Below are 18,973 nucleotides of genomic sequence, written 5' to 3' on the forward strand. Positions count from 1 at the left end.
AATATGAATAAAGAAAACATTGCTGTAGGATTAGATATTGGAACAACAAAAATTGTTGCAATGGTAGGTAAAAGAAACGAGTATGGCAAACTCGAGATTCTTGGTATTGGTAACGCAAAAAGTTTAGGCGTAAAACGTGGTGTTGTTAACAATATAACGCAAACCATACAATCTATTCAACATGCGGTGGCACAAGCATCGGCAGAATCGGGGTGTAAAATTAACGACGTAGTTTTAGGAATTGCAGGGCAGCACATTCGCAGTATTCATCATCAAGAATACATTACACGCGACAAAGCCGAAACCGTAATTTCTGAAATTGATATTGACAAGTTAATTGCCCAAGTGCAAAAATTAAACATGTTACCGGGCGAAGAAATTATACATGTATTACCACAAGAATTTAAGGTTGATGAAGAAGGTGGTATTAAAGAACCAATAGGTATGTATGGTCGCCGTTTAGAAGCTAGTTTTCACGTTGTTGTGGGGCAATCGGCTTCTATTCGTAATGCAGGTCGTTGTGTAAAAGATTCTGGTTTAGAACTTTCGGGTTTAACATTAGAACCTTTAGCATCTGCAGACGCCGTTTTAAGTCAAGAAGAAAAAGAAGCAGGTGTAGCATTGATTGATATTGGTGGCGGAACAACAGATTTAGCCATTTTTAAAGACGGAATTATTCGTCATACAGCCGTAATTCCTTTCGGTGGAAATGTAATTACAGAAGATATTAAAGAAGGTTGTTCTATCATTGAAAAACAGGCAGAACAATTAAAGATACGTTTCGGATCGGCTTGGCCTGGCGAAAACAAGGATAACGAAATTGTTTCAATCCCAGGTTTACGCGGTCAGGAAGCAAAAGAGATCTCGTTAAAAAATCTATCAAAGATCATTCATGCACGCGTTGTAGAAATCATTGATATGGTTTTTTCGGAAATTAAAGCCTACGGATACGACAATCCTCGCAAAAAATTAATTGCAGGAATTGTATTAACCGGTGGCGGATCAGAACTAAAACACATTAAACAGTTAGTAGAATACATTACAGGGATTGATACTCGTATTGGCTATCCTAACGAACATATTTCTGGCGAATCGGCAAAATTAGTTTCACGTCCGTTATATGCCACAGCAGTTGGTTTAATGATGGAAAGTGATATTAACAATTCGCGCAGCCGCTTATATGTTCAAGAACATCCTGGAACAGTAAAAATTCAGGCTAAAACAGAACCTGTAGGCATATCGGTTGAAACAAAAGGCATTCAAATGAATACCATTACCGATAAACCACAACAAAAGAACCCGGAAGACGAAAATCAGGAAATACAGGTTGATGTAGAACAAGGAACATCGGCATATATAGAAAACCGTTTCCTAGGGAAATTTATAAAGAAGTTTAAAGATTTTATTGATAAAGCAGAATAAAAAGATAACACCGCAGCATATGGATCAGGTATTTGAAAATTTAGCATTCTCTCCAGATTTGCCAAAAAACAAATCGAATGTAATTAAAGTAATTGGAGTTGGTGGTGGTGGTAGTAATGCCATTAATCACATGTACAATCAGGGTATTAAAGGCGTTGACTTTGTGGTTTGTAACACCGATGCGCAAGCATTAAGTAACAGCCCCGTGCCTATTAAAATTCAGTTGGGTTTAACTTTAACTGAAGGATTAGGTGCAGGTGCAAACCCAGAAGTTGGTCAGCAATCGGCTTTAGAAAGTATCGAAGAAATTGAACAATTTTTAGATTCTAACACTAAAATGGTTTTTATAACTGCCGGTATGGGTGGTGGTACCGGTACAGGTGCTGCGCCAGTAATTGCACAATTAGCTAAAGACCGTGACATTTTAACTGTTGGTATTGTTACGATTCCTTTTCAGTTTGAAGGAAAAGTGCGTCAGGAACAAGCATTGCGCGGAGTTGAAAACCTACGTAAAAATGTAGATTCGTTAATTGTAATCAACAATAATAAATTACGCGAAGTTTACGGAAATCTTGGTTTTAAAGCAGGATTCTCTAAAGCTGATGAAGTTTTAGCAACAGCATCTCGCGGAATTGCAGAAGTAATTACGCACCACTACACGCAAAACATCGATTTAAAAGATGCTAAAACCGTATTATCTAATTCGGGAACAGCAATCATGGGATCGGCAGAAGCAACTGGTGAAAACCGCGCAAAAGAAGCAATTGTAAGCGCTTTAGATTCACCTTTATTGAACGACAATAAAATTACCGGAGCTAAAAACGTATTGTTATTAATTGTTTCTGGTGAAAACGAAATCACGATTGATGAAATAGGTGAAATCAACGATCACATTCAAATGGAAGCAGGTCACAATGCAAACATTATCATGGGTGTTGGTGAAGATCCGGCTTTAGGCGATGCTATTTCGGTTACAATTATTGCAACAGGTTTCGATGTTGAACAACAAAAATTAATTGTTAACGCAAACGATGAGAATAAAAGTAAAATTATTCATCATTTAGGCGAAGAGCAAAAAGCAACTGCAGATTTATTGGCAAACAATGCGCCTGCTTTTACTAATGCACCAACGCCAGAGCAACCGTTACAAAGTAATTCGGGATTTCAGGCGGCTCCAAAAATCGTTTATAATTTAGACGATGATTCAGGAAACCAGCTAAATAACGAGGTTGAAAAAAAAACAATAGTTCAAACTCAACCTACTAATATCGTTCAAAATGTGGCTCAACCTGTGCAAAACACAAATAATGTAACAGAAAACCAGCCACAAAACGTTCAGCATATCGAAGTACCACAAACGATCGTTAAAACGGTTGATATTCGCAATATTGTTGTAAACGAGCCAACGTTTGTAATTGTTAAGCCAAAACAAGTTATTGCAGAAACGCAAAATGTTATGGCAGAACAATTTACGTTTGATCTACAACAACAAGAAAATCAATTTGAATCGTTTGAAAATGAATTTTCGTTTGAAATTCAACAAAGCAACGTTCAAGAAAATCAAGTTCAGCAAAATCAAGCTATTGAAAAAGCAGATGAGATTGTTCGATACGATTTAAGCGATTATATGGAAGTGGAAGATCAGTTGATGAATTCAAAACAAAATGTTGAAGAGCCTGTTAAAGAAGACGAATCTTTTTCGTTTACTGTTAGAACAGAAGAGCCAACATTTGTTCCACAAACACAACGTGTAATTGTGGATGAAAATTCGCCAATGGAAACTTCTATAAACGATATTTTACGTGAAAGAGCTGAAGAGCGCAAACGCAAAATGAAGGAGTTTAACCATAAGTTTAACACCGCTACAAACCAGATCAACGATTTGGAAAAAGAGCCGGCTTATAAGCGAATGGGTGTTGATTTAACACAAAATAACGCTAGCAATGTATCGCGTACATCGGTTTCATCAGACCGGAACAACGATGTTCAACTGCGTTCTAACAACTCGTTTTTACACGACAATGTAGACTAATTAAATTAGATTTATATTTACCTTAACCTCAAAAAGAGCATTTCTTTTTGAGGTTTTTTAATTATATTTGTTGCTCTTAAAATTTAGCAAAATGAGTTTACAAACAAATATAATGGTTGCTTTAAAAGAAGCAATGAAAGCGAAAGACCAAGTAGCATTGGAGTCTTTAAGAGCCATAAAATCAGAACTTTTATTAGCACAAACGTCTGGATCAACCACAGAGTTAGCAGAAGCAGACGAAGTTAAATTGTTACAAAAATTAGTAAAACAACGTAAAGATGCAGCCGCAATTTTCACAGAACAAAACCGCGCCGATTTAGCCGAACCAGAATTGGCACAAGCAGCAGTAATAGAACAGTTTTTACCTGCACAATTATCTGAGGCTGAAGTAGAAGAAGTAGTTAAAGCAATTATAACAGAAGGTAATTTTTCGGGAATGGCAGCAATGGGTCAGGTTATGGGCTTAGCAAACACAAAATTAGCAGGTTCTGCCGATGGCAAAACAATATCTACTGTTGTTAAAAAGCTTTTAACAGCGTAATTACGTCTTCGTAGTTCAATTGGATAGAATGTTAGATTCCGGTTCTGATGATGCAGGTTCGAATCCTGTCGAGGATACTTAAAAAAGTAACCGTCTCAAACTAAAAATTTGAGACGGTTTTTTTTGGTGTTAAAACACAACCAAAAACTATTTAGCTTGTTTGTCTATTTCTTGTTGAATGATAATCCAATCGTAATAGTGAAAAACCATGCCGTTGCTCATTGCTACAAACATTCCGTTGGCAAACGATCCTCCAAAATTGAAATTAACAGCATCTGCCCCATCGCATTCAATAGTAGAAAAAGGAATTTTAGCAATCATTTTATGATTGTTTGCATTACCGCTTTCGCCTTCGCGCTTGTAAACAACAAAGTTATTTGCCTGCTGATCTGATATTAAAATATAACCCTTATTAGCGTTGGTTTTATAAAGTGCAATACCTTCATGATCGCGCTTAAAATCTTTTTGTCCAAAGAAAGCCAATTCTTCATTTCCTTTAGCAGGATCGGCATAATACTTTCTTATTCCTTGGGTTTCATCGGCATAATAAATATAGCCCAACTCATTATCAACCATAATGGCTTCAATTTCTTTCTCGCCCGAATAGTTTCCGAATTTACGAACCAAATTAGCCGTAACTGTTCCTTTATTATCCGTTAATTCGTATTGATACAAATATTCGCCTGAAACACCTTCTTTTCTGCCTACAATTGCATAAATTTTTCCGTTTGAAGGATTGGTGTAAAGCGAAATTCCCATTGGATCTTTTTGTTCAGAATCGGCAAAAACTGTAATTCCACCATTATCAACAGGTTTTAAATCAGGTAACGAAAATATTCGGATCTGATCTTTTTTACGTTCGGTAACTACTGCGATGTCAACCTTTTTTTCGTTTAAGGTTAATCCGTATGCGATGTCCACATTGTTTGGTCGATCCATAGGATACACTTTACTTACAATTTTCCCCTGCAAATCGTACGCATATAAACCACCAGTTTCTTTTTCTTTATCTGTCCCGATGATTAACGATTGTGACGGATTTGCTTTGTTGATCCAAATAGCAGGATCGTCAGTATCATGCGGAGTTGCCTGTGTAACAACAATTGGTTTTAGTGCATTTTTTGCTACCGGAGCCAGTTTTGAAGAATTACAAGATGTTACTAAAGCGGTTACCGCCAAAAGATATATTACTTTTTTCATTTTTTAATTTCGGTTTGATAAATTACTTTGAAATCTTTTTCGTTTGATTGAATTACGTAAGCTTTCAAAATGTTGTTGGTTAAAGTGAATGCCATAAAACCCGGAACAGCTTCTGCAAAAAGCGATCCTTCTATTTTTCCGCTTTCACGCAATTCGCTGCCTGCACCAGACAAAAACTGCATTACTTTTTTGTTGCTTTTTTTAATGATCTGCAAATCGTGTTCGTGTCCGCAAATGTAAGCGTCAACCTTATACTTTTCTAAAATTGGTTCAAAAATCAATTCTGTATTTTTAGTTTCCGAATCGTTTTTGCGTTTTCCACCGGTATAAAGCGGATGATGTCCCACTACGATTTTCCATACAATTTTAGGATCATTATTCGCCAGTTTGGTTTCAATCCACTTTAATTGCTCGTTTGTATCCTGATCATTTATTCCTAAATATTTTTCAGGATTTGCTTTGTATTTTGTTACAAACGGATTGGTATCAATAACCAAAAGTTGCAGGTATTTGCCTTTATCAATTTCTATTAATCTTTCAAAATAACGGTCGGGCATTTCCCATCTTCTGGAAATTTTGCTGTAATCGATCTGTGCCTGAACACTTCCTTCATAATCATGATTTCCTAAGGCAACAAACCAAGGTTCGTGCAGTAAATGGTGCGTATAGATGTTTTCGAACGATGAAAACCACTGATAATCCTGCGTACTTTGAACTCCCGTAGGATAAAAATTATCGCCAACAGAAATGGTGAAATTCATATCTAAAATTTCGGCAATTGTTCCCATATCGCGGGCAACTTCTTTCTGTGTGAAAGCGCCGTGACGACCAAAATCGCCGATAGCCAAAAACGAAATTCCGTTTTTTACCGCCTGAATTTCCGAATGTTGATGAACTGTTTTATTAAGCGTATGGTCAGGACGCTCCTGACCATACGAATAAAAACTAATGACTAATAAAAATAATATGTAGAATGGATGTCTATTTTTCATTAAAAATCATATTTAACTCCCAATGTAAATCGAGATTGATAATATTCCATTTGTTTCATACGGTTGCTTTGACCTTGATAATAACGCAACGGTTGGTTGGTTAAGTTGTTTGCTTCTAAGAACACTCGCCAGTTTGGAGTAAACTTGTAAGAAGCATTGAAATCTAAAAAGAATTGCTTGTCGTAATAACTGTCTTCAAAATCATTTCCTCCGATTTCATCTAAATAAGCCGATGTGAAGTTAGCCGATAAACGTGCAGATAATTTGTTGTTTTCCCAAGCAAGCGATCCGTTAACCATGTGCGGTGCGGTGCGTGGTAAACCTAAACCTGTACGTGCTGTACCGTCTTCGTTTGTGATTCCTTTAGCTTCAGATTTTGTGAAGGTATAGTTGGCATACAAACCAAAGTTTTTAAAGAATTTCCCTGGTAAGAAGTCTAACTGACGTTGAAAAGCAATTTCGAAACCGTAAACGCTCACTTTATCTCCGTTTCTTGCTTGTGTAAAATCCCAGTTTTCGCCTGCAGGAATCGGGTTTGATACATTAGGAAACTGTGCAGCAAAATCGCTCTGTGTAAAAATAGTATTGTTATACGTATAGATGAAGTTATCTAAATTTTTATAGAACGCACCAGCAGATACGATACCAATGTTTTCAAAGTAATTTTCTGCCATTAAATCGAAATTGGTTGCATACGTTGCCTTTAAGTTTGGGTTACCCGCAGCAATTTCTGTATCGGCAGGAATTACGTTTACATAAGGCGCCAAATTATAGTAGTTAGGGCGCGCAATACTAGTTGTTACTGCCGCACGCAATATAAAATTATCGGTAACTTTATGCTTTAAAGTAACACTTGGAAGTACGTTTAAGTAATCGTTTTCGTTTTTGATTTCGCCTACCAAATCTTCCTCATCCATAATATAGTTTCCGGTATATTCAATAGCTGTATGTTCTAAACGAACACCTGCTATTAACGATGTTTTCTCGTTAAAATCCTGATCCCAACGTAAATATCCTGCGGTGATACGCTCTTTTGCCGTGTAGTTTGATGATAAGAATTCTGCCGGCTGTAAAGATGATTCAAACAAGTTAGGATTTCCTAAATCTAACGATCCCAATAAAGCACGGTCAGGGAAAAATCCTGGTGCGTAGTGCGATCCCGGATTGTATCCGCTACCACTCCAGTTTACATTTGGAGTTTCAGCTAAGCTTCCAAACGGAGTTAATGGTTCATATTCGTAGAAAATATTGTCACGCTTTTTATCTTTCAAACGTAAACGTGCACCAAAACGCAAACGTCCTTTTTGATCTTGAATAATTGACATTGGTACACGGAAGTTTAATTTCGCTCCGATTTCTTCTTCCTGCGTATAATCATGATTTTCTGTGATTTTTCTTAATTCGAAATTATTAGGATCTTCGCCCCCAACAGCGTATACCAACGGATGGTTTCCATCGCCGATATTTTGTCCCATTACAACATCTTGCTGACGGAAATCGATGTATCTTTCATTTGGTCGGTCCTCACTTGCTTTAGAATAAGAAACCGCCCAATCCATATCTAACTTTGGCGACAATAAATGTTCTCCTCGTAACGAAACATTCATTACACGCTGATCTTCTAAACGCGTATTTTTGTTACGATCGTTATCAATTCCACCTTTTGTTTCTCTGCGGATTTCACCAATATAGGTTCCATCATCCTGTAATTCCAAATCTCTGTAACGCGTTCTGTAACGGTTTTCACGATCATCGCGCCAATTGTACATTGCAGTGAAATCAATACGGTTATTTTCGTTAAAAACATAATCTGCACTTAACGATGCACTTCTACGAACACGCTGAACATCGTACTTACGAATATCCATTTCGGTTAAATAAGCATTGCCGTTATCGTCTTTATCCCACACAGCTTCAACGTTATCAGATCCAAAATTTTGTGACTGCCATGTTCCTGATGCTATAATTCCTAATTTATTATCGGCAAAACGATTTCCGTAAACAAAAGCGCCGTTGTACAAACCTTTATCGCGAATTGGCGCATAACCACCCGATAATGTTGCAGAAATACGCTCGCGGTTTGGTACGGCACGGGTTACAAGATTTACCGATCCACCAATTGCATCGGCATCCATATCAGGAGTTAATGTTTTATTTACTTCGATAGATGAAATCATATCCGACGGAATTAAATCCATCTGAACATTTCGGTTATCTCCTTCGGCAGACGGAATACGGTCGCCATTCAACGTTACCGAGTTTAGTTCTGGCGATAATCCACGAACGATAATGTTACGCGCTTCACCCTGATCGTTCTGCATGGTGATTCCCGGAACACGTTTTAATGCGTCACCTACATTTGCATCTGGGAAACGCCCAACCTGATCAGACGAAATAATGTTGGTAATATTGGCATTGTTACGTTGTTGATTTAACGCTTTTGCCTGTCCGCGAAGAAAATCTCCCATAATTACAAGCTCCTCTAATTCTTCGGAACCTGTAAAAAGCTGAAAGTTTGCGGTTGTTGTTACATTTGTTGTAACTACTACTTCTTGCGCTGCAGTTACATAGCCAATATATTCTACATATACGGTGTAGGTTCCTTCTGGGAGGCTTAAAAATTCGTAACCTCCGTTTTGATCGGATACGGTGTAGCGGTTAGAATTTTCGATTTTAATTGTTGCTCCGGGTAAAGAAAACTTGTTGTCTCCATCGGTAATTTTTCCGGCAATTACCCCATTTTGAGCAAATGTCAATGCACTTACTAAAGATGCGGCTAAAATGTAAAAATTTTTCATTTTTATAGTTTTGGCTTCAAAAATTATTTGCACAAAACTACCTATCAAACAAAATTAGAACGTTAGCTGTAGATTATTGAACCGTTAAGGAAGACCATAACGATGTGACTGAATTGTTAAGAGATGTATAAAAAGCAACGTTGCTTTAATATGCTACACTGCATTATTTCTGACTTTCTTCAATATTTAAAAGCAATCGATATTCTTCAAAACGATGTTCCCTAACCGGTTTTATAAAAGGTTCGGTACTAAAATACAGTAACAAACACGGACTTATGTTTTTATATTTCTCAACAAATTCAAAGTTTGTTAATTCGCCATTTTTAATTCGTTGCTTTATTTTATTGTGATACGGATACATTTAGTTGCGTTTAAACTTTACGTAAAATTATTAAATAAAGAAATATAGCCCAACATATTTATATTGATTATATTTACATAGCACTTAATACTTATAAAAAGTTAGAAAATATAGTTTAAATGACAAGTAGAATTATTGGTGTAGGCAATTACATTCCCACACAAACCATAACAAATTTATTTTTTGACAAGCACCATTTTTTAGATGAAAGTGGAAAATCATTAAAACAAGATAATGCCACAATAGCCGATAAATTAAAAGAAATTACGGGTATTGAAGAAAGACGTTATGCCCAAAATGACCAAGTAACATCAGACTTGGGTTTTATAGCAGCACAAAATGCAATTGAAAATTCAGGCATTGATCCCGAAACATTAGATTATATTATTTTTGCACATAACTTTGGCGATGTTCGGTTTGGAACGATTCAGTCTGATATGGTTCCTAGTTTGGCATCGCGTGTAAAACATCTTCTTAAAATAGAAAACAACCTGTGTGTTGCGTACGATGTGTTGTTTGGTTGCCCTGGTTGGATAGAAGCAATGATACATGCAAATGCTTTTATTAAAGCTAATATAGCAACACGCTGCTTGGTTATTGGCGCCGAAACACTTTCGCGCGTGGTTGACATTCACGATCGCGACAGTATGATTTATGCCGATGGTGCCGGAGCGGCTATTATAGAACTTAGCGATGATGATTCTGGTATAAAATCACACCTTTCGGCTTCTTTTACCTTAAAAGAAAAAGATTACCTGTATTTTGGAAAATCATATAACAACCAAAACTGCCCCGATATCAAGTTTATTAAAATGAACGGTAGAAAAATTTACGAATTTGCGTTATTAAACGTTCCGGGAGCAATGAAAAAATGTTTTGATGATAGTGGTTATGCAATTAATCAGCTAAAAAAGATTATTATTCATCAGGCAAACGAAAAAATGGATGAGGCAATCGTTAACCGTTTTTATCAGCTTTATAACGAAACGGTGCCAGAAAACATTATGCCAATGGTTATTCACAAATTAGGAAACAGCAGTGTGGCTACCATTCCGTCACTTCTTACCATGATTTTGAATAACGAATTGCCAGAACACACTATTAATAAAGGCGATGTGTTATTATTTGCATCGGTTGGTGCAGGTATGAATGTCAATGCCTTTGTGTATAAATATTAGCATGAACAAAAGCTAAAAAAAGGGTATGTAATTGCTTACATACCCTTTTTCTTTTAACAAGCAGTTGTTATTATTTTCTTTTAACGTTAACTGCCATTAATCCTTTTTGTCCACGCTCAATATCAAACGTTACTTCGTCGTTCTCACGTACGTTTTCTAATAATCCTGAATTATGAACAAAAACATCTTCATTTCCGTTTGCTTGTGAAATAAAACCAAAACCTTTAGTTTCATTAAAAAATTTTACTGTGCCTTCTTGCATCTTTTTTTATTTAATTGTTTGTGTTATTTTCTAATATCTATTGCTCTGTATCCTTTAGGTGTCATTTCTTTTTTGTAGGTCACTTTGTTATGTTTATCTACATTTATGCTCACTTGTCCTAAATGGAAAAATATATTTTCGCCTGTTTTGTCTTCTGTAATAAAACCATAACCTTTTTCGCTTAAATAGGTTACAATTCCGGTATAATCTGCATCTGGATCAATAGCTGCCGATTCTTGTGCTTTTTTAGCTTTTGCTAAATCTGCATCTCTGTTTTGAAGATGTGGCGGTACTTCAGTAAAATGCCCGTTCACATCAACATAAACAATCATGTCGTCAAGAGTTTTACCTTTATTGTTATTATCCTTACGATCTTCTCTTCTTAACTGTTTATCTTGTAATTTCTTTATTTTTTTCTTATTATTTTCTTTTTTAGAAAAAGAATCTGCCATAATTAATATTTTAATATTGTGTTATATACTTTGTTGAACTATAGGCATATTAAAACCTATAAGTTTTTGAATGTTTTTAAGATCTTTCTTCTCGTCTGTATCACAAAAAGAAACAGCGACTCCTTCATACCCTGCCCTACCAGTTCTTCCTATTCTATGAACATACGTTTCGGGTACATTTGGCAATTCATAATTAATTACATGTGGTAATTCATCAATATCAATACCTCTTGCAGCAATATCGGTAGCTATTAATACGCGAATTTTAGAACTTTTAAAATCATCTAATGCTTTTTGGCGGGCATTTTGTGATTTGTTCCCGTGTATTGCAGCGGCGTGAATTCCCGATTTCAAGAGCTTTTTCACTAATTTATCGGCACCATGCTTGGTTCTTGCAAAAACCAATGAACGGTTTATTGTTTGATCTTTTAAAATATGTATCAATAAATCTAATTTTTCTGCTTTTTCAACAAAATAAACCGATTGTTTGATAGTTTGCGCGGTTGACGAAACTGGTGTAACGTTTATTTCTTTTGGGTTACTTAAAATGGTTTGCGAAAACTTTCGTATTTCTGCTGGCATTGTAGCCGAGAAGAATAAAGTTTGTCTTTTTACTGGAACTTTTGTCAGTATTTTTTTTACATCATTAACGAAACCCATATCCAACATGCGGTCTGCTTCATCAAGTACTAATATTTCAATTTGCGTCAGTTTTATTACGCCTTGTGCCATAAGGTCTAAAAGTCTTCCCGGAGTTGCAATTAATATATCAACACCTTTATTTAAAGCCGCTATTTGCTTTCCCTGTGGTACGCCACCAAAAATTGCCAAATGCTTTAAAGTTAAGTACGTTCCGTAAATTTCAAAGTTTTCGCTTATCTGTATTGCCAACTCTCTTGTTGGTGTTAATATCAGGGTACGAATAGCTTTTTTTTCTACTGGTTTTTTATCTAACAATTGCAAAATAGGTATTGCAAAAGATGCTGTTTTACCTGTACCTGTTTGTGCACAACCTATTACATCACTGCCGTTAAGTATGTGCGGTATTGTTTGGTACTGTATTTCTGTTGCTTTGGTATATCCTGCGTTATTTACAGCCTTTAATATGGGGGTAATTATATTTAAATCTTTAAAATTCATAGTTTTCACTGCCTATACTAGGCATTTTAAATATCTTGGTAAATTACTTAAGATACTTTCTAAAAAGTTTAACCGGATTACAGTTTACTTTATTAAAATTATTATTATTTTTTATTTTGCTTTATTTACATTGCATTAAAATTTAACGTTTACGTTTAGTAATTTTAGATTACAAAAAAATAAATTCCACAAAATGGGGTGCAGTATTCAACACTGCTAGTACTACCGATAAGGAAAAAATGATTCTATAACTGTAATTTCATTAATTTGAAAAACTCAAACTTGCCAACTAAATGTACATAAAATTAAAATGTGGCAACTGAAAAAAGCAAAACTGAGAGAGAAAAAAATAATGTTTAAACTGTTTCAGAAGAGGCAGATACAAAAGCCCGTCAATAAATTCTTTACAAAGATACAACTTTATTTTTATAAACGACCTTGTTATGATATAAATTAAAAAAATTAAAGTTTTTATTTAATATTTCATACATCTTACCCAAATAAATTTATTTTTAAACAAACTGCTAAATAACCTATTTATAAAAATAAAATATTGTTAATAAAAAAAGCGAGACATATATCTCGCTTTAATTATAACCGCCCTCATATGTTAAGTTAAAACCTAATATTTAATTAATAAGAAAATCTTTAAAGACTTTAAAGACTGCGGTTTTCTTACAGATTATATATCAAATTTTATGCCATAGCACTAACTACTTTCACACTAAAGTTTTATAAGAAAACAACCATTTATTAATCTAGATTAAGTTTTTTTATTTTTCATGTTGATATATTTGATGGCTTCATAAGTGTTTTTTTTGGTTAATAAAAGAGATTGTTGGTTTTTACTGCAACCTCTTTTTTTTATACAAAAAAAGCAAATTTTAAGAACGACATATTTTAACTTTATTGCGTTTTATAAATTGATAATTTTGTAAAATGTATGCTTTAGTTGATAGTAATAACTTTTACGTAAGTTGCGAGCGTATTTTTAATCCCACCTTACGCCACGCCCCCATTGTTGTTTTAAGTAATAACGACGGCTGTGTTATTTCGCGGTCTAACGAAGCTAAAAAACTTGGAATTCCCATGGGTGCACCCGCTTTTGAATTCAAAAATAAGTTTAGCGAATTAGGTATTCACGTGTTTTCATCAAATTATGCTTTGTATGGCGATATGAGTAACAGGGTGTATCGTATCCTACAAAATTACACGCCCAACGTTGAAATATATTCTATTGATGAATGTTTTTTACATTTTAATAATTTTTCTGCCCAGCCATTGGATCAATACTGCAAAAAAATTCGTCAGGAAATTCTACAGAAAACCTTACTGCCAACCTGCATAGGCATCGCTTCTACCAAGGCGTTGGCAAAAGCAGCCAATCATATAGCAAAGAAATTTCCGCAGTTACAGGGTGTTTATTTGATCGATACCGACGAAAAACGTATTAAAGCATTACAATGGCTAAATATTGAAGATGTGTGGGGAATTGGCAGACGCATGTCTAAAAAACTAAAAAGCAAAGGTGTTCACAAAGCTATTCAGTTTACCAAACTTCCCGATGAATATGTAAGAAAACAATTTTCGGTAGTAGGTCTTCGTTTAAAAAAAGAATTAGAAGGCATTTCGGTTTTAGAATTGGAAGAGGTTCAATCTAAAAAACATATTGCTACTACCCGATCTTTTGATACCACTTACACCAATAAGGAATATTTGGCAGAACGCATTACCACTTTTGCGGTAACATGTGCTGCTAAATTACGCAAACAAAAAGCAACATGCCAGTTGGTTACCGTTTTTGTACAAACCAATAGATTTAACGAAGCGCACGAACAATATTCAAGGTCTATTAATGTAAGTATTCCCTACCCGACTAATTCTGATATTGAAATTGCCAAATATGCTAAAAAAGGGTTAGATTTATTATTTAAAGCTGGGTTGCATTATAAAAAAGCTGGTGTTATTGTAGGCGGGATTGCTCTGGAAAACGAGAAGCAGTTCAATTTATTTGAAGATGAGCCTTTTAAACATCGTAAAATAATGCAAACTATAGATAAATTGAACACCAAATACGGAACGCAAAAATTAAAATTAGCTTCACAAGCATTAGACAAAACATGGAAAATGCGTCAAGAACATTTAAGCCCGAACTATACCACTAAATGGAGCGATATTTTAGAAGTAAGATGATACAGTTTATAAAATTTGGCAGTGAATTAGAATATTTACCTATTAAATCTCAAGGTAAAAAGTATTACGTGCAGTTGCGTGAAGGGGTAAATGCGGGATTCCCTTCGCCTGCCGAAGATTTTTTGAATGATAGAATAAGTTTAGATGAGCTGTATCTTTCTAAAGTTGAATCTACGTTTGTAAACCGCGTAAAAGGTTTGTCTATGTATCCGGATTATTTAGAAAACGACATTTTAATTTTACGATCAGATTACGAACCTCAGCACGGCGATGATGTAGTGGTATCTATCAATTCAACTGAATACACTTTAAAACGGTACGATAAAATTAATTCTAAATTAGTGGCATTGAATCCAAAATACGCTAATTCTGTAACAATTAATGAAAATGACGAAGTGGTTATTTTAGGTGTGGTTGATGCCTTGGTAAGAAATATTAAAAACAGAAAGTAATTTTTTTAGGATTACACATTTATCGATTTAAAAAAAGACAGAAATGGTTACTTTTGAAGAAAAATTAACCTTATTAACATGCTAAAAGCCTTCTTAAAAACACTTATTCCTTTATTTTCATTGATTGCAGGGGGGTTGTATCTTGATAGCGTGTTTTTTTTAGATCAATTTAATCACGGTCAAGAAGTAGCTACTTTTTTGCTATGGGCGATCTTTTTTACGCTCTTTTATTTTTTACCAAGCCGATACAAAGAACAAATGTTTTATGCCGTTTTAATAGGTGTTGCAGGCGAATACTTATTCTCGTTAGGTTTAAAAATGTATCAGTATCGCTTGGAAAATATTCCACATTATATCCCACCAGGTCATGCCATTATATATATTGCGGCGGTATATTTTAACAAAAACACAGCGATAAAACTACACCAAAAGCTTATCGAAAAAATTTTTCTAGCGATTATTATTGTTTTTTGGACCTATTTTCTACTTTTTAAAAATGATGTTTTTGGATTTTTACTAACCGCAGTGGTTCTTTATATCTTGCACAACAAACCCAGAGAACGTTTGTTTTACTACACTATGTATTTAGTAGTAGCTTATTTAGAATTAGTGGGCACTTTTTACAAATGTTGGGAATGGCCACCGTATGCTTTTAGATTTATAGAGTTTTTACCTAGTGCAAATCCGCCTTCGGGTATTAGTTTGTTTTATTTTGGATTAGACTTAGGATGCTTATGGCTTTACAAAAAAAGACATACCGTAGCATGGAATCGCATGAAAAATGTGCGCTACATAAAATTAACTAAACCACTATGACCTTAAAGTATGTAGGTTTTATTCGGGTTTAGGCATTTCCATCTTATTAAAAAGACCTTGTATAACTTTATTATAGTACATTTTACCAAATTCTTCCTCTCCATATAATTTACTAAAATAATCTTCCTTTCTTTCAATATCTTCTTTTTGATCTTTGATTAATTTAAAAGTCGATACAAAATTTTGGTGTAATGTGATCGCTTCTTCTTCCGAGGCAAATAACGTACTCTTCAAATTCTCCTTAATCCAAAGCTGGAAAGGCTCATGCACATTATAATTATATTCAACTTTTAACTTATCATAAAATACCTTTCTTGCTTTTCTATGAGCATCAAAATTTTTAGATGTATAAAAATCAATAGCTTGTTTTTCAAAAACTTCATACGTAGGTATCTTTTTGTCAATTGCAGTTTCGTTTGATTTTTTAGTAGGTAGTTTCGTTGCCGTATAATCAAAAGGTAACATATCGGCAACTTTTAAATCGGCGAAAAAACCACTAAAATACATATCGTTTGGATTTACTAAATGTCCGTTTTTTTGAATAAGAATACATTCTTTTTGAAAGTAAAGTTGTGATTGCTCTTTAATTTCTTTATTAAAAACTATAAAAGGCACTTCTATTTCTGTAGTATCTTTAGATGAACTAGCTTTTAATTTTCCATGTTTCATTATTAAACCAGATAAATCGGGTCTTTTGCGCGTAGGCATTTTTATGATACAGAGTTTATAACCGTCATTTTCAGGTTCAATTTTTAAATATTCTCTTACCTCTACCCCTAAACCATTTACTGCTAAAACGTAATCAGAATTTTCAAGATTATCAGTAATTAAATCACGAAAAAAAGCAACGCTTGAATTGTTATAAGTTTCTGCTCTATTTGCTGCTATTTTTTTGGTAGATGCTGTATGTTCACGGAATAACGAATATCCAAAATAATTGGTATTCATGTAATTTTTAGGATTTAATGTTTGATAATTAAACTGTACCTGAAAAGATTCTAAATGAAAATCTATGGTATATCCCAAACGTTCATTTTGTATAATAATTGGTTTATTAGAATGTGCGGTAAACTGCTTGGTATTTGTATCAAAATAAAAAACCAAATCTTTTTCGTTTAAAATTTTTGTGTGTTTGGCGTTTTTGGTATTTCCGATGAAAAAGTATCGAAAAGCTTTAAGAAATTCCTTACGTGTGAAAAGATTTTTATCGATTACCAGTTCATCTAAAGTAGTTTCTTCTGTTTTTAACCGAATTTTTAAATTAGATGTTGGTGTTGGATTTGAAACAAGAAAATAGTCGTATCCAAAAGCACTTACAACCAATTGATTTTTATTGTTTGCCGGAATATTTATCTGGAAATTTCCGTTTAAATCTGTTTGGGTTGAAATAGTTGTATTATCAAAAAAAAACCGATGCAGCTTCAATAGGTTTACCGGTATCAGCACTTAAAACAATACCGTTAATTGTTTGTGCGTTGACAAATAAGGTTAAAAAACTAAAAATGACGATACAAAAGTGTTTCATATTAAATTATTGTAAAGCTAAACGAATGGGAATACGATAACGTACACGTTCTGCTTTTCCACCAATTAAAACGGGATTTAAACGCAATTTTTTAACCACACGAACAGCTTCTTCATCACAAACTTTACACAATCCTTTTTCAATGGTTACATTACTAACAGTACCGTCTTTTTCTACTATAAAATGAACATAAATGGTTCCGCTAATTTCGTTTTCAAAAGCTTCACGAGGAAAACTATAGTTCTCGGCTAAAAACCTTGTTACCAATTTGCCTGATTTTGTTTTAATGTTTGCTGCATCGGCATAAGCAGATGGATTACTAATATCAGTAATAAGTGTATCGTTAGTTGAATTTTTTACAGGAGTGTCAACAACGTCTTTTTCTAAAGAATTAGGAATATTTTGAGAAAATCCTGCCCAAGAAAATCCTATAATAAAAAGTGTAACAATTAATTTCATAAAATAAATATACAAAAAAAGATGTCTAATTAGACATCTTTGATAATTATTCTACGATAAACTCCACATTTTCAATAAGTGAAGTAGATGGTGCTTTAAAAGTCAGTTTAACTTTCGTGTGCTTGTCTGACTGGTCTATTTTTAAAGTACCTTGAGTTATTTTGTAGTAACCTGCCTCGCCTTTACAATAACAATGCTTGCCATAAACCAGTTTTACTTGTTCTAATTCGGCATCTTTATATTCTTTTTTAAATGCTTTTTTGGGAATTTCCAAGAACAATTCTTCTTTGTAAAAATCGTCGGCATAATTTTCTTTGGCTTTGTTTCTGTCAAAACTATACTGTACCAAAACGGTTTCAGGGTTGTAAATGGTTTGCGGATACAATTGTTCAAAACCGTTTAAGTTTAAAGCCTTTTCATACTCGCGGGTAGCGGTTACCTTGCCGTTTTCAGGAGCAACAGAAACCATTGTTACTTTCTTGCCCAACCAATTGGTAGATTCAACTCCTTTTGTAGTAGCACAACTAACTGCTACGGCTGCAATAGCCAATAGTGCAATCATTTTTTTCATATATTTATTTTCCGTTATAATTGTTCATTGCATTGTTTAAACCCGCCAAAGCAAATTCTTTCACAGCTTTAGAAACAGTATCCAAACGTTCTTTTAAAGCTGTTGTTTCTTCATCACTCCAATCGCCCAAAACATAATCAACTTGCTGTCCTTTTTTAAATTGATCCGAAATTCCAAAACGCAAGCGCGGATACTCTGAAGTGTTTAAAATCAGCTGGATATTCTTCAATCCATTATGTCCGCCGTCTGATCCTTTTGCTTTAATTCGAATAGATCCGAAAGGTAAATTTAAATCATCTGTAATAATTAAAATATTTTCTTTGGCAATTTTTTCTTTATCCATCCAATATTGTACGGCTTTACCCGATAAATTCATATACGTATTGGGTTTTAAAAGCAACAATATTTTGTTTTTCACCTTGATTTCGGTCAAAGCTCCCAATTTCACCGTTTCAAAAGTTGCTCCGGCTTCATTTGCCATAAAATCAACCGCTTTAAAACCAATATTGTGACGTGTATTTACATATTCGGCACCAATGTTGCCCAAGCCAACTATTAAATATTTTTTCATTCTTTCTG

19 protein-coding genes and 1 tRNA gene are annotated in these 18,973 nt (G+C 34.4%); 8 read left to right on the forward strand and 12 right to left on the reverse strand.

Translation table 11 applies throughout. The annotated features are described in order from the left end of the window. Nucleotides 1-3 precede the first annotated feature (3 nt). From ftsA to EG242_RS07205, 4 genes are all read left to right on the forward strand, one after another. Entirely contained in the window at nucleotides 4-1,422 is a 1,419-nt protein-coding gene (gene ftsA / locus EG242_RS07190; RefSeq protein ID WP_124899226.1) for a cell division protein FtsA, read from the forward strand. 19 nt (nucleotides 1,423-1,441) lie between these two features. Then, nucleotides 1,442-3,454 carry a cell division protein FtsZ gene (gene ftsZ / locus EG242_RS07195; RefSeq protein ID WP_124899227.1) on the forward strand — a complete coding sequence of 671 codons (2,013 nt, stop codon included), beginning with the start codon at nucleotides 1,442-1,444 and terminating at the stop codon, nucleotides 3,452-3,454. Between the two features lie 91 nt (nucleotides 3,455-3,545). Next, complete coding sequence (locus EG242_RS07200; protein ID WP_124899228.1) at nucleotides 3,546-3,995, forward strand: GatB/YqeY domain-containing protein; 450 nt, start codon at nucleotides 3,546-3,548, stop codon at nucleotides 3,993-3,995. A gap of 4 nt (nucleotides 3,996-3,999) precedes the next feature. Continuing rightward, nucleotides 4,000-4,072 (forward strand) — tRNA-Arg (locus tag EG242_RS07205). Nucleotides 4,073-4,142: 70 nt separating this feature from the next. Here the strand turns inward: EG242_RS07205 and EG242_RS07210 are convergent. The 4 genes from EG242_RS07210 to EG242_RS07225 form a co-directional block, all read right to left on the reverse strand. Then, nucleotides 4,143-5,195, reverse strand: coding sequence for a phytase (locus EG242_RS07210; RefSeq protein ID WP_124899229.1), 1,053 nt, complete (start codon nucleotides 5,193-5,195; stop codon nucleotides 4,143-4,145). Then, the gene (locus EG242_RS07215) at nucleotides 5,192-6,187 is read right to left on the reverse strand and encodes a metallophosphoesterase (RefSeq protein ID WP_124899230.1); all 996 of its coding nucleotides are present in this window, start codon (nucleotides 6,185-6,187) and stop codon (nucleotides 5,192-5,194) included. Before EG242_RS07215 ends, EG242_RS07210 begins: the two co-directional genes overlap by 4 nt. After that, on the reverse strand, nucleotides 6,187-8,985 hold the full coding sequence (locus tag EG242_RS07220; protein WP_124899231.1) for a TonB-dependent receptor: 2,799 nt from the start codon (nucleotides 8,983-8,985) through the stop codon (nucleotides 6,187-6,189). Before EG242_RS07220 ends, EG242_RS07215 begins: the two co-directional genes overlap by 1 nt. 163 nt (nucleotides 8,986-9,148) lie before the next feature. Further along, nucleotides 9,149-9,346, reverse strand: coding sequence for a hypothetical protein (locus EG242_RS07225; protein WP_124899232.1), 198 nt, complete (start codon nucleotides 9,344-9,346; stop codon nucleotides 9,149-9,151). Between the two features lie 119 nt (nucleotides 9,347-9,465). Between EG242_RS07225 and EG242_RS07230 the strand changes: the two genes are divergently transcribed. Then, nucleotides 9,466-10,524, forward strand: coding sequence for a 3-oxoacyl-ACP synthase III family protein (locus EG242_RS07230; protein WP_124899233.1), 1,059 nt, complete (start codon nucleotides 9,466-9,468; stop codon nucleotides 10,522-10,524). A 70-nt stretch (nucleotides 10,525-10,594) separates the two neighbouring features. Here EG242_RS07230 and EG242_RS07235 read toward each other — a convergent pair whose 3' ends face one another. From EG242_RS07235 to EG242_RS07245, 3 genes are read right to left on the reverse strand one after another with little or no spacing between them, the layout of a single operon-like run. Beyond that, entirely contained in the window at nucleotides 10,595-10,786 is a 192-nt protein-coding gene (locus EG242_RS07235; protein ID WP_124899234.1) for a cold-shock protein, read from the reverse strand. A 23-nt stretch (nucleotides 10,787-10,809) separates the two neighbouring features. After that, nucleotides 10,810-11,238, reverse strand: a complete 429-nt coding sequence (locus EG242_RS07240) for a cold shock domain-containing protein (RefSeq protein WP_124899235.1) — start codon at nucleotides 11,236-11,238, stop codon at nucleotides 10,810-10,812. Between the two features lie 21 nt (nucleotides 11,239-11,259). Continuing rightward, nucleotides 11,260-12,378, reverse strand: a complete 1,119-nt coding sequence (locus EG242_RS07245) for a DEAD/DEAH box helicase (protein WP_124899236.1) — start codon at nucleotides 12,376-12,378, stop codon at nucleotides 11,260-11,262. 939 nt (nucleotides 12,379-13,317) lie between these two features. On the opposite strand from EG242_RS07245, the gene EG242_RS07250 reads away from it, so the two are divergent. From EG242_RS07250 to EG242_RS07260, 3 genes are all read left to right on the forward strand, one after another. Further along, nucleotides 13,318-14,571: a Y-family DNA polymerase gene (locus EG242_RS07250; RefSeq protein ID WP_124899237.1), complete on the forward strand. Its 1,254-nt coding sequence runs from the start codon at nucleotides 13,318-13,320 to the stop codon at nucleotides 14,569-14,571. Beyond that, complete coding sequence (locus EG242_RS07255; protein WP_124899238.1) at nucleotides 14,568-15,023, forward strand: LexA family protein; 456 nt, start codon at nucleotides 14,568-14,570, stop codon at nucleotides 15,021-15,023. Before EG242_RS07250 ends, EG242_RS07255 begins: the two co-directional genes overlap by 4 nt. A 78-nt stretch (nucleotides 15,024-15,101) precedes the next feature. Continuing rightward, entirely contained in the window at nucleotides 15,102-15,839 is a 738-nt protein-coding gene (locus tag EG242_RS07260) for a hypothetical protein (protein WP_235831886.1), read from the forward strand. Between the two features lie 18 nt (nucleotides 15,840-15,857). On the opposite strand, the gene EG242_RS07265 is transcribed toward EG242_RS07260, so the two are convergent. The 5 genes from EG242_RS07265 to pth are packed head-to-tail and all read right to left on the reverse strand — an operon-like array spanning nucleotide 15,858 to nucleotide 18,965. Further along, entirely contained in the window at nucleotides 15,858-17,264 is a 1,407-nt protein-coding gene (locus tag EG242_RS07265; RefSeq protein WP_158608853.1) for a carboxypeptidase-like regulatory domain-containing protein, read from the reverse strand. Further along, on the reverse strand, nucleotides 17,239-17,364 hold the full coding sequence (locus EG242_RS15135) for a hypothetical protein (RefSeq protein ID WP_262673575.1): 126 nt from the start codon (nucleotides 17,362-17,364) through the stop codon (nucleotides 17,239-17,241). The genes EG242_RS07265 and EG242_RS15135 overlap by 26 nt, the downstream gene beginning before the upstream one ends. A 6-nt stretch (nucleotides 17,365-17,370) precedes the next feature. Then, a complete protein-coding gene (locus EG242_RS07270; RefSeq protein WP_124899241.1) occupies nucleotides 17,371-17,823 on the reverse strand; it encodes an energy transducer TonB in 453 nt (150 codons plus the stop codon). Nucleotides 17,824-17,869: 46 nt separating this feature from the next. Next, nucleotides 17,870-18,394, reverse strand: coding sequence for a hypothetical protein (locus tag EG242_RS07275; RefSeq protein WP_124899242.1), 525 nt, complete (start codon nucleotides 18,392-18,394; stop codon nucleotides 17,870-17,872). Nucleotides 18,395-18,398: 4 nt separating this feature from the next. Further along, entirely contained in the window at nucleotides 18,399-18,965 is a 567-nt protein-coding gene (pth, locus tag EG242_RS07280) for an aminoacyl-tRNA hydrolase (protein ID WP_124899243.1), read from the reverse strand. Between the last annotated feature and the right edge of the window lie 8 nt (nucleotides 18,966-18,973).

This window comes from Paenimyroides viscosum (assembly GCF_003858535.1).
Taxonomy (GTDB): domain Bacteria; phylum Bacteroidota; class Bacteroidia; order Flavobacteriales; family Flavobacteriaceae; genus Flavobacterium; species Flavobacterium viscosum.

Coding starts and splice junctions, on each gene's coding strand:
- ftsA (WP_124899226.1), top strand. CDS start 4: ATGAATAAAGAAAACATTGCTGTAGGATTAGATATTGGAACAACAAAA.
- ftsZ (WP_124899227.1), top strand. CDS start 1,442: ATGGATCAGGTATTTGAAAATTTAGCATTCTCTCCAGATTTGCCAAAA.
- EG242_RS07200 (WP_124899228.1), top strand. CDS start 3,546: ATGAGTTTACAAACAAATATAATGGTTGCTTTAAAAGAAGCAATGAAA.
- EG242_RS07210 (WP_124899229.1), bottom strand. CDS start 5,195: ATGAAAAAAGTAATATATCTTTTGGCGGTAACCGCTTTAGTAACATCT.
- EG242_RS07215 (WP_124899230.1), bottom strand. CDS start 6,187: ATGAAAAATAGACATCCATTCTACATATTATTTTTATTAGTCATTAGT.
- EG242_RS07220 (WP_124899231.1), bottom strand. CDS start 8,985: ATGAAAAATTTTTACATTTTAGCCGCATCTTTAGTAAGTGCATTGACA.
- EG242_RS07225 (WP_124899232.1), bottom strand. CDS start 9,346: ATGTATCCGTATCACAATAAAATAAAGCAACGAATTAAAAATGGCGAA.
- EG242_RS07230 (WP_124899233.1), top strand. CDS start 9,466: ATGACAAGTAGAATTATTGGTGTAGGCAATTACATTCCCACACAAACC.
- EG242_RS07235 (WP_124899234.1), bottom strand. CDS start 10,786: ATGCAAGAAGGCACAGTAAAATTTTTTAATGAAACTAAAGGTTTTGGT.
- EG242_RS07240 (WP_124899235.1), bottom strand. CDS start 11,238: ATGGCAGATTCTTTTTCTAAAAAAGAAAATAATAAGAAAAAAATAAAG.
- EG242_RS07245 (WP_124899236.1), bottom strand. CDS start 12,378: ATGAATTTTAAAGATTTAAATATAATTACCCCCATATTAAAGGCTGTA.
- EG242_RS07250 (WP_124899237.1), top strand. CDS start 13,318: ATGTATGCTTTAGTTGATAGTAATAACTTTTACGTAAGTTGCGAGCGT.
- EG242_RS07255 (WP_124899238.1), top strand. CDS start 14,568: ATGATACAGTTTATAAAATTTGGCAGTGAATTAGAATATTTACCTATT.
- EG242_RS07260 (WP_235831886.1), top strand. CDS start 15,102: ATGCTAAAAGCCTTCTTAAAAACACTTATTCCTTTATTTTCATTGATT.
- EG242_RS15135 (WP_262673575.1), bottom strand. CDS start 17,364: ATGAAACACTTTTGTATCGTCATTTTTAGTTTTTTAACCTTATTTGTC.
- EG242_RS07270 (WP_124899241.1), bottom strand. CDS start 17,823: ATGAAATTAATTGTTACACTTTTTATTATAGGATTTTCTTGGGCAGGA.
- EG242_RS07275 (WP_124899242.1), bottom strand. CDS start 18,394: ATGAAAAAAATGATTGCACTATTGGCTATTGCAGCCGTAGCAGTTAGT.
- pth (WP_124899243.1), bottom strand. CDS start 18,965: ATGAAAAAATATTTAATAGTTGGCTTGGGCAACATTGGTGCCGAATAT.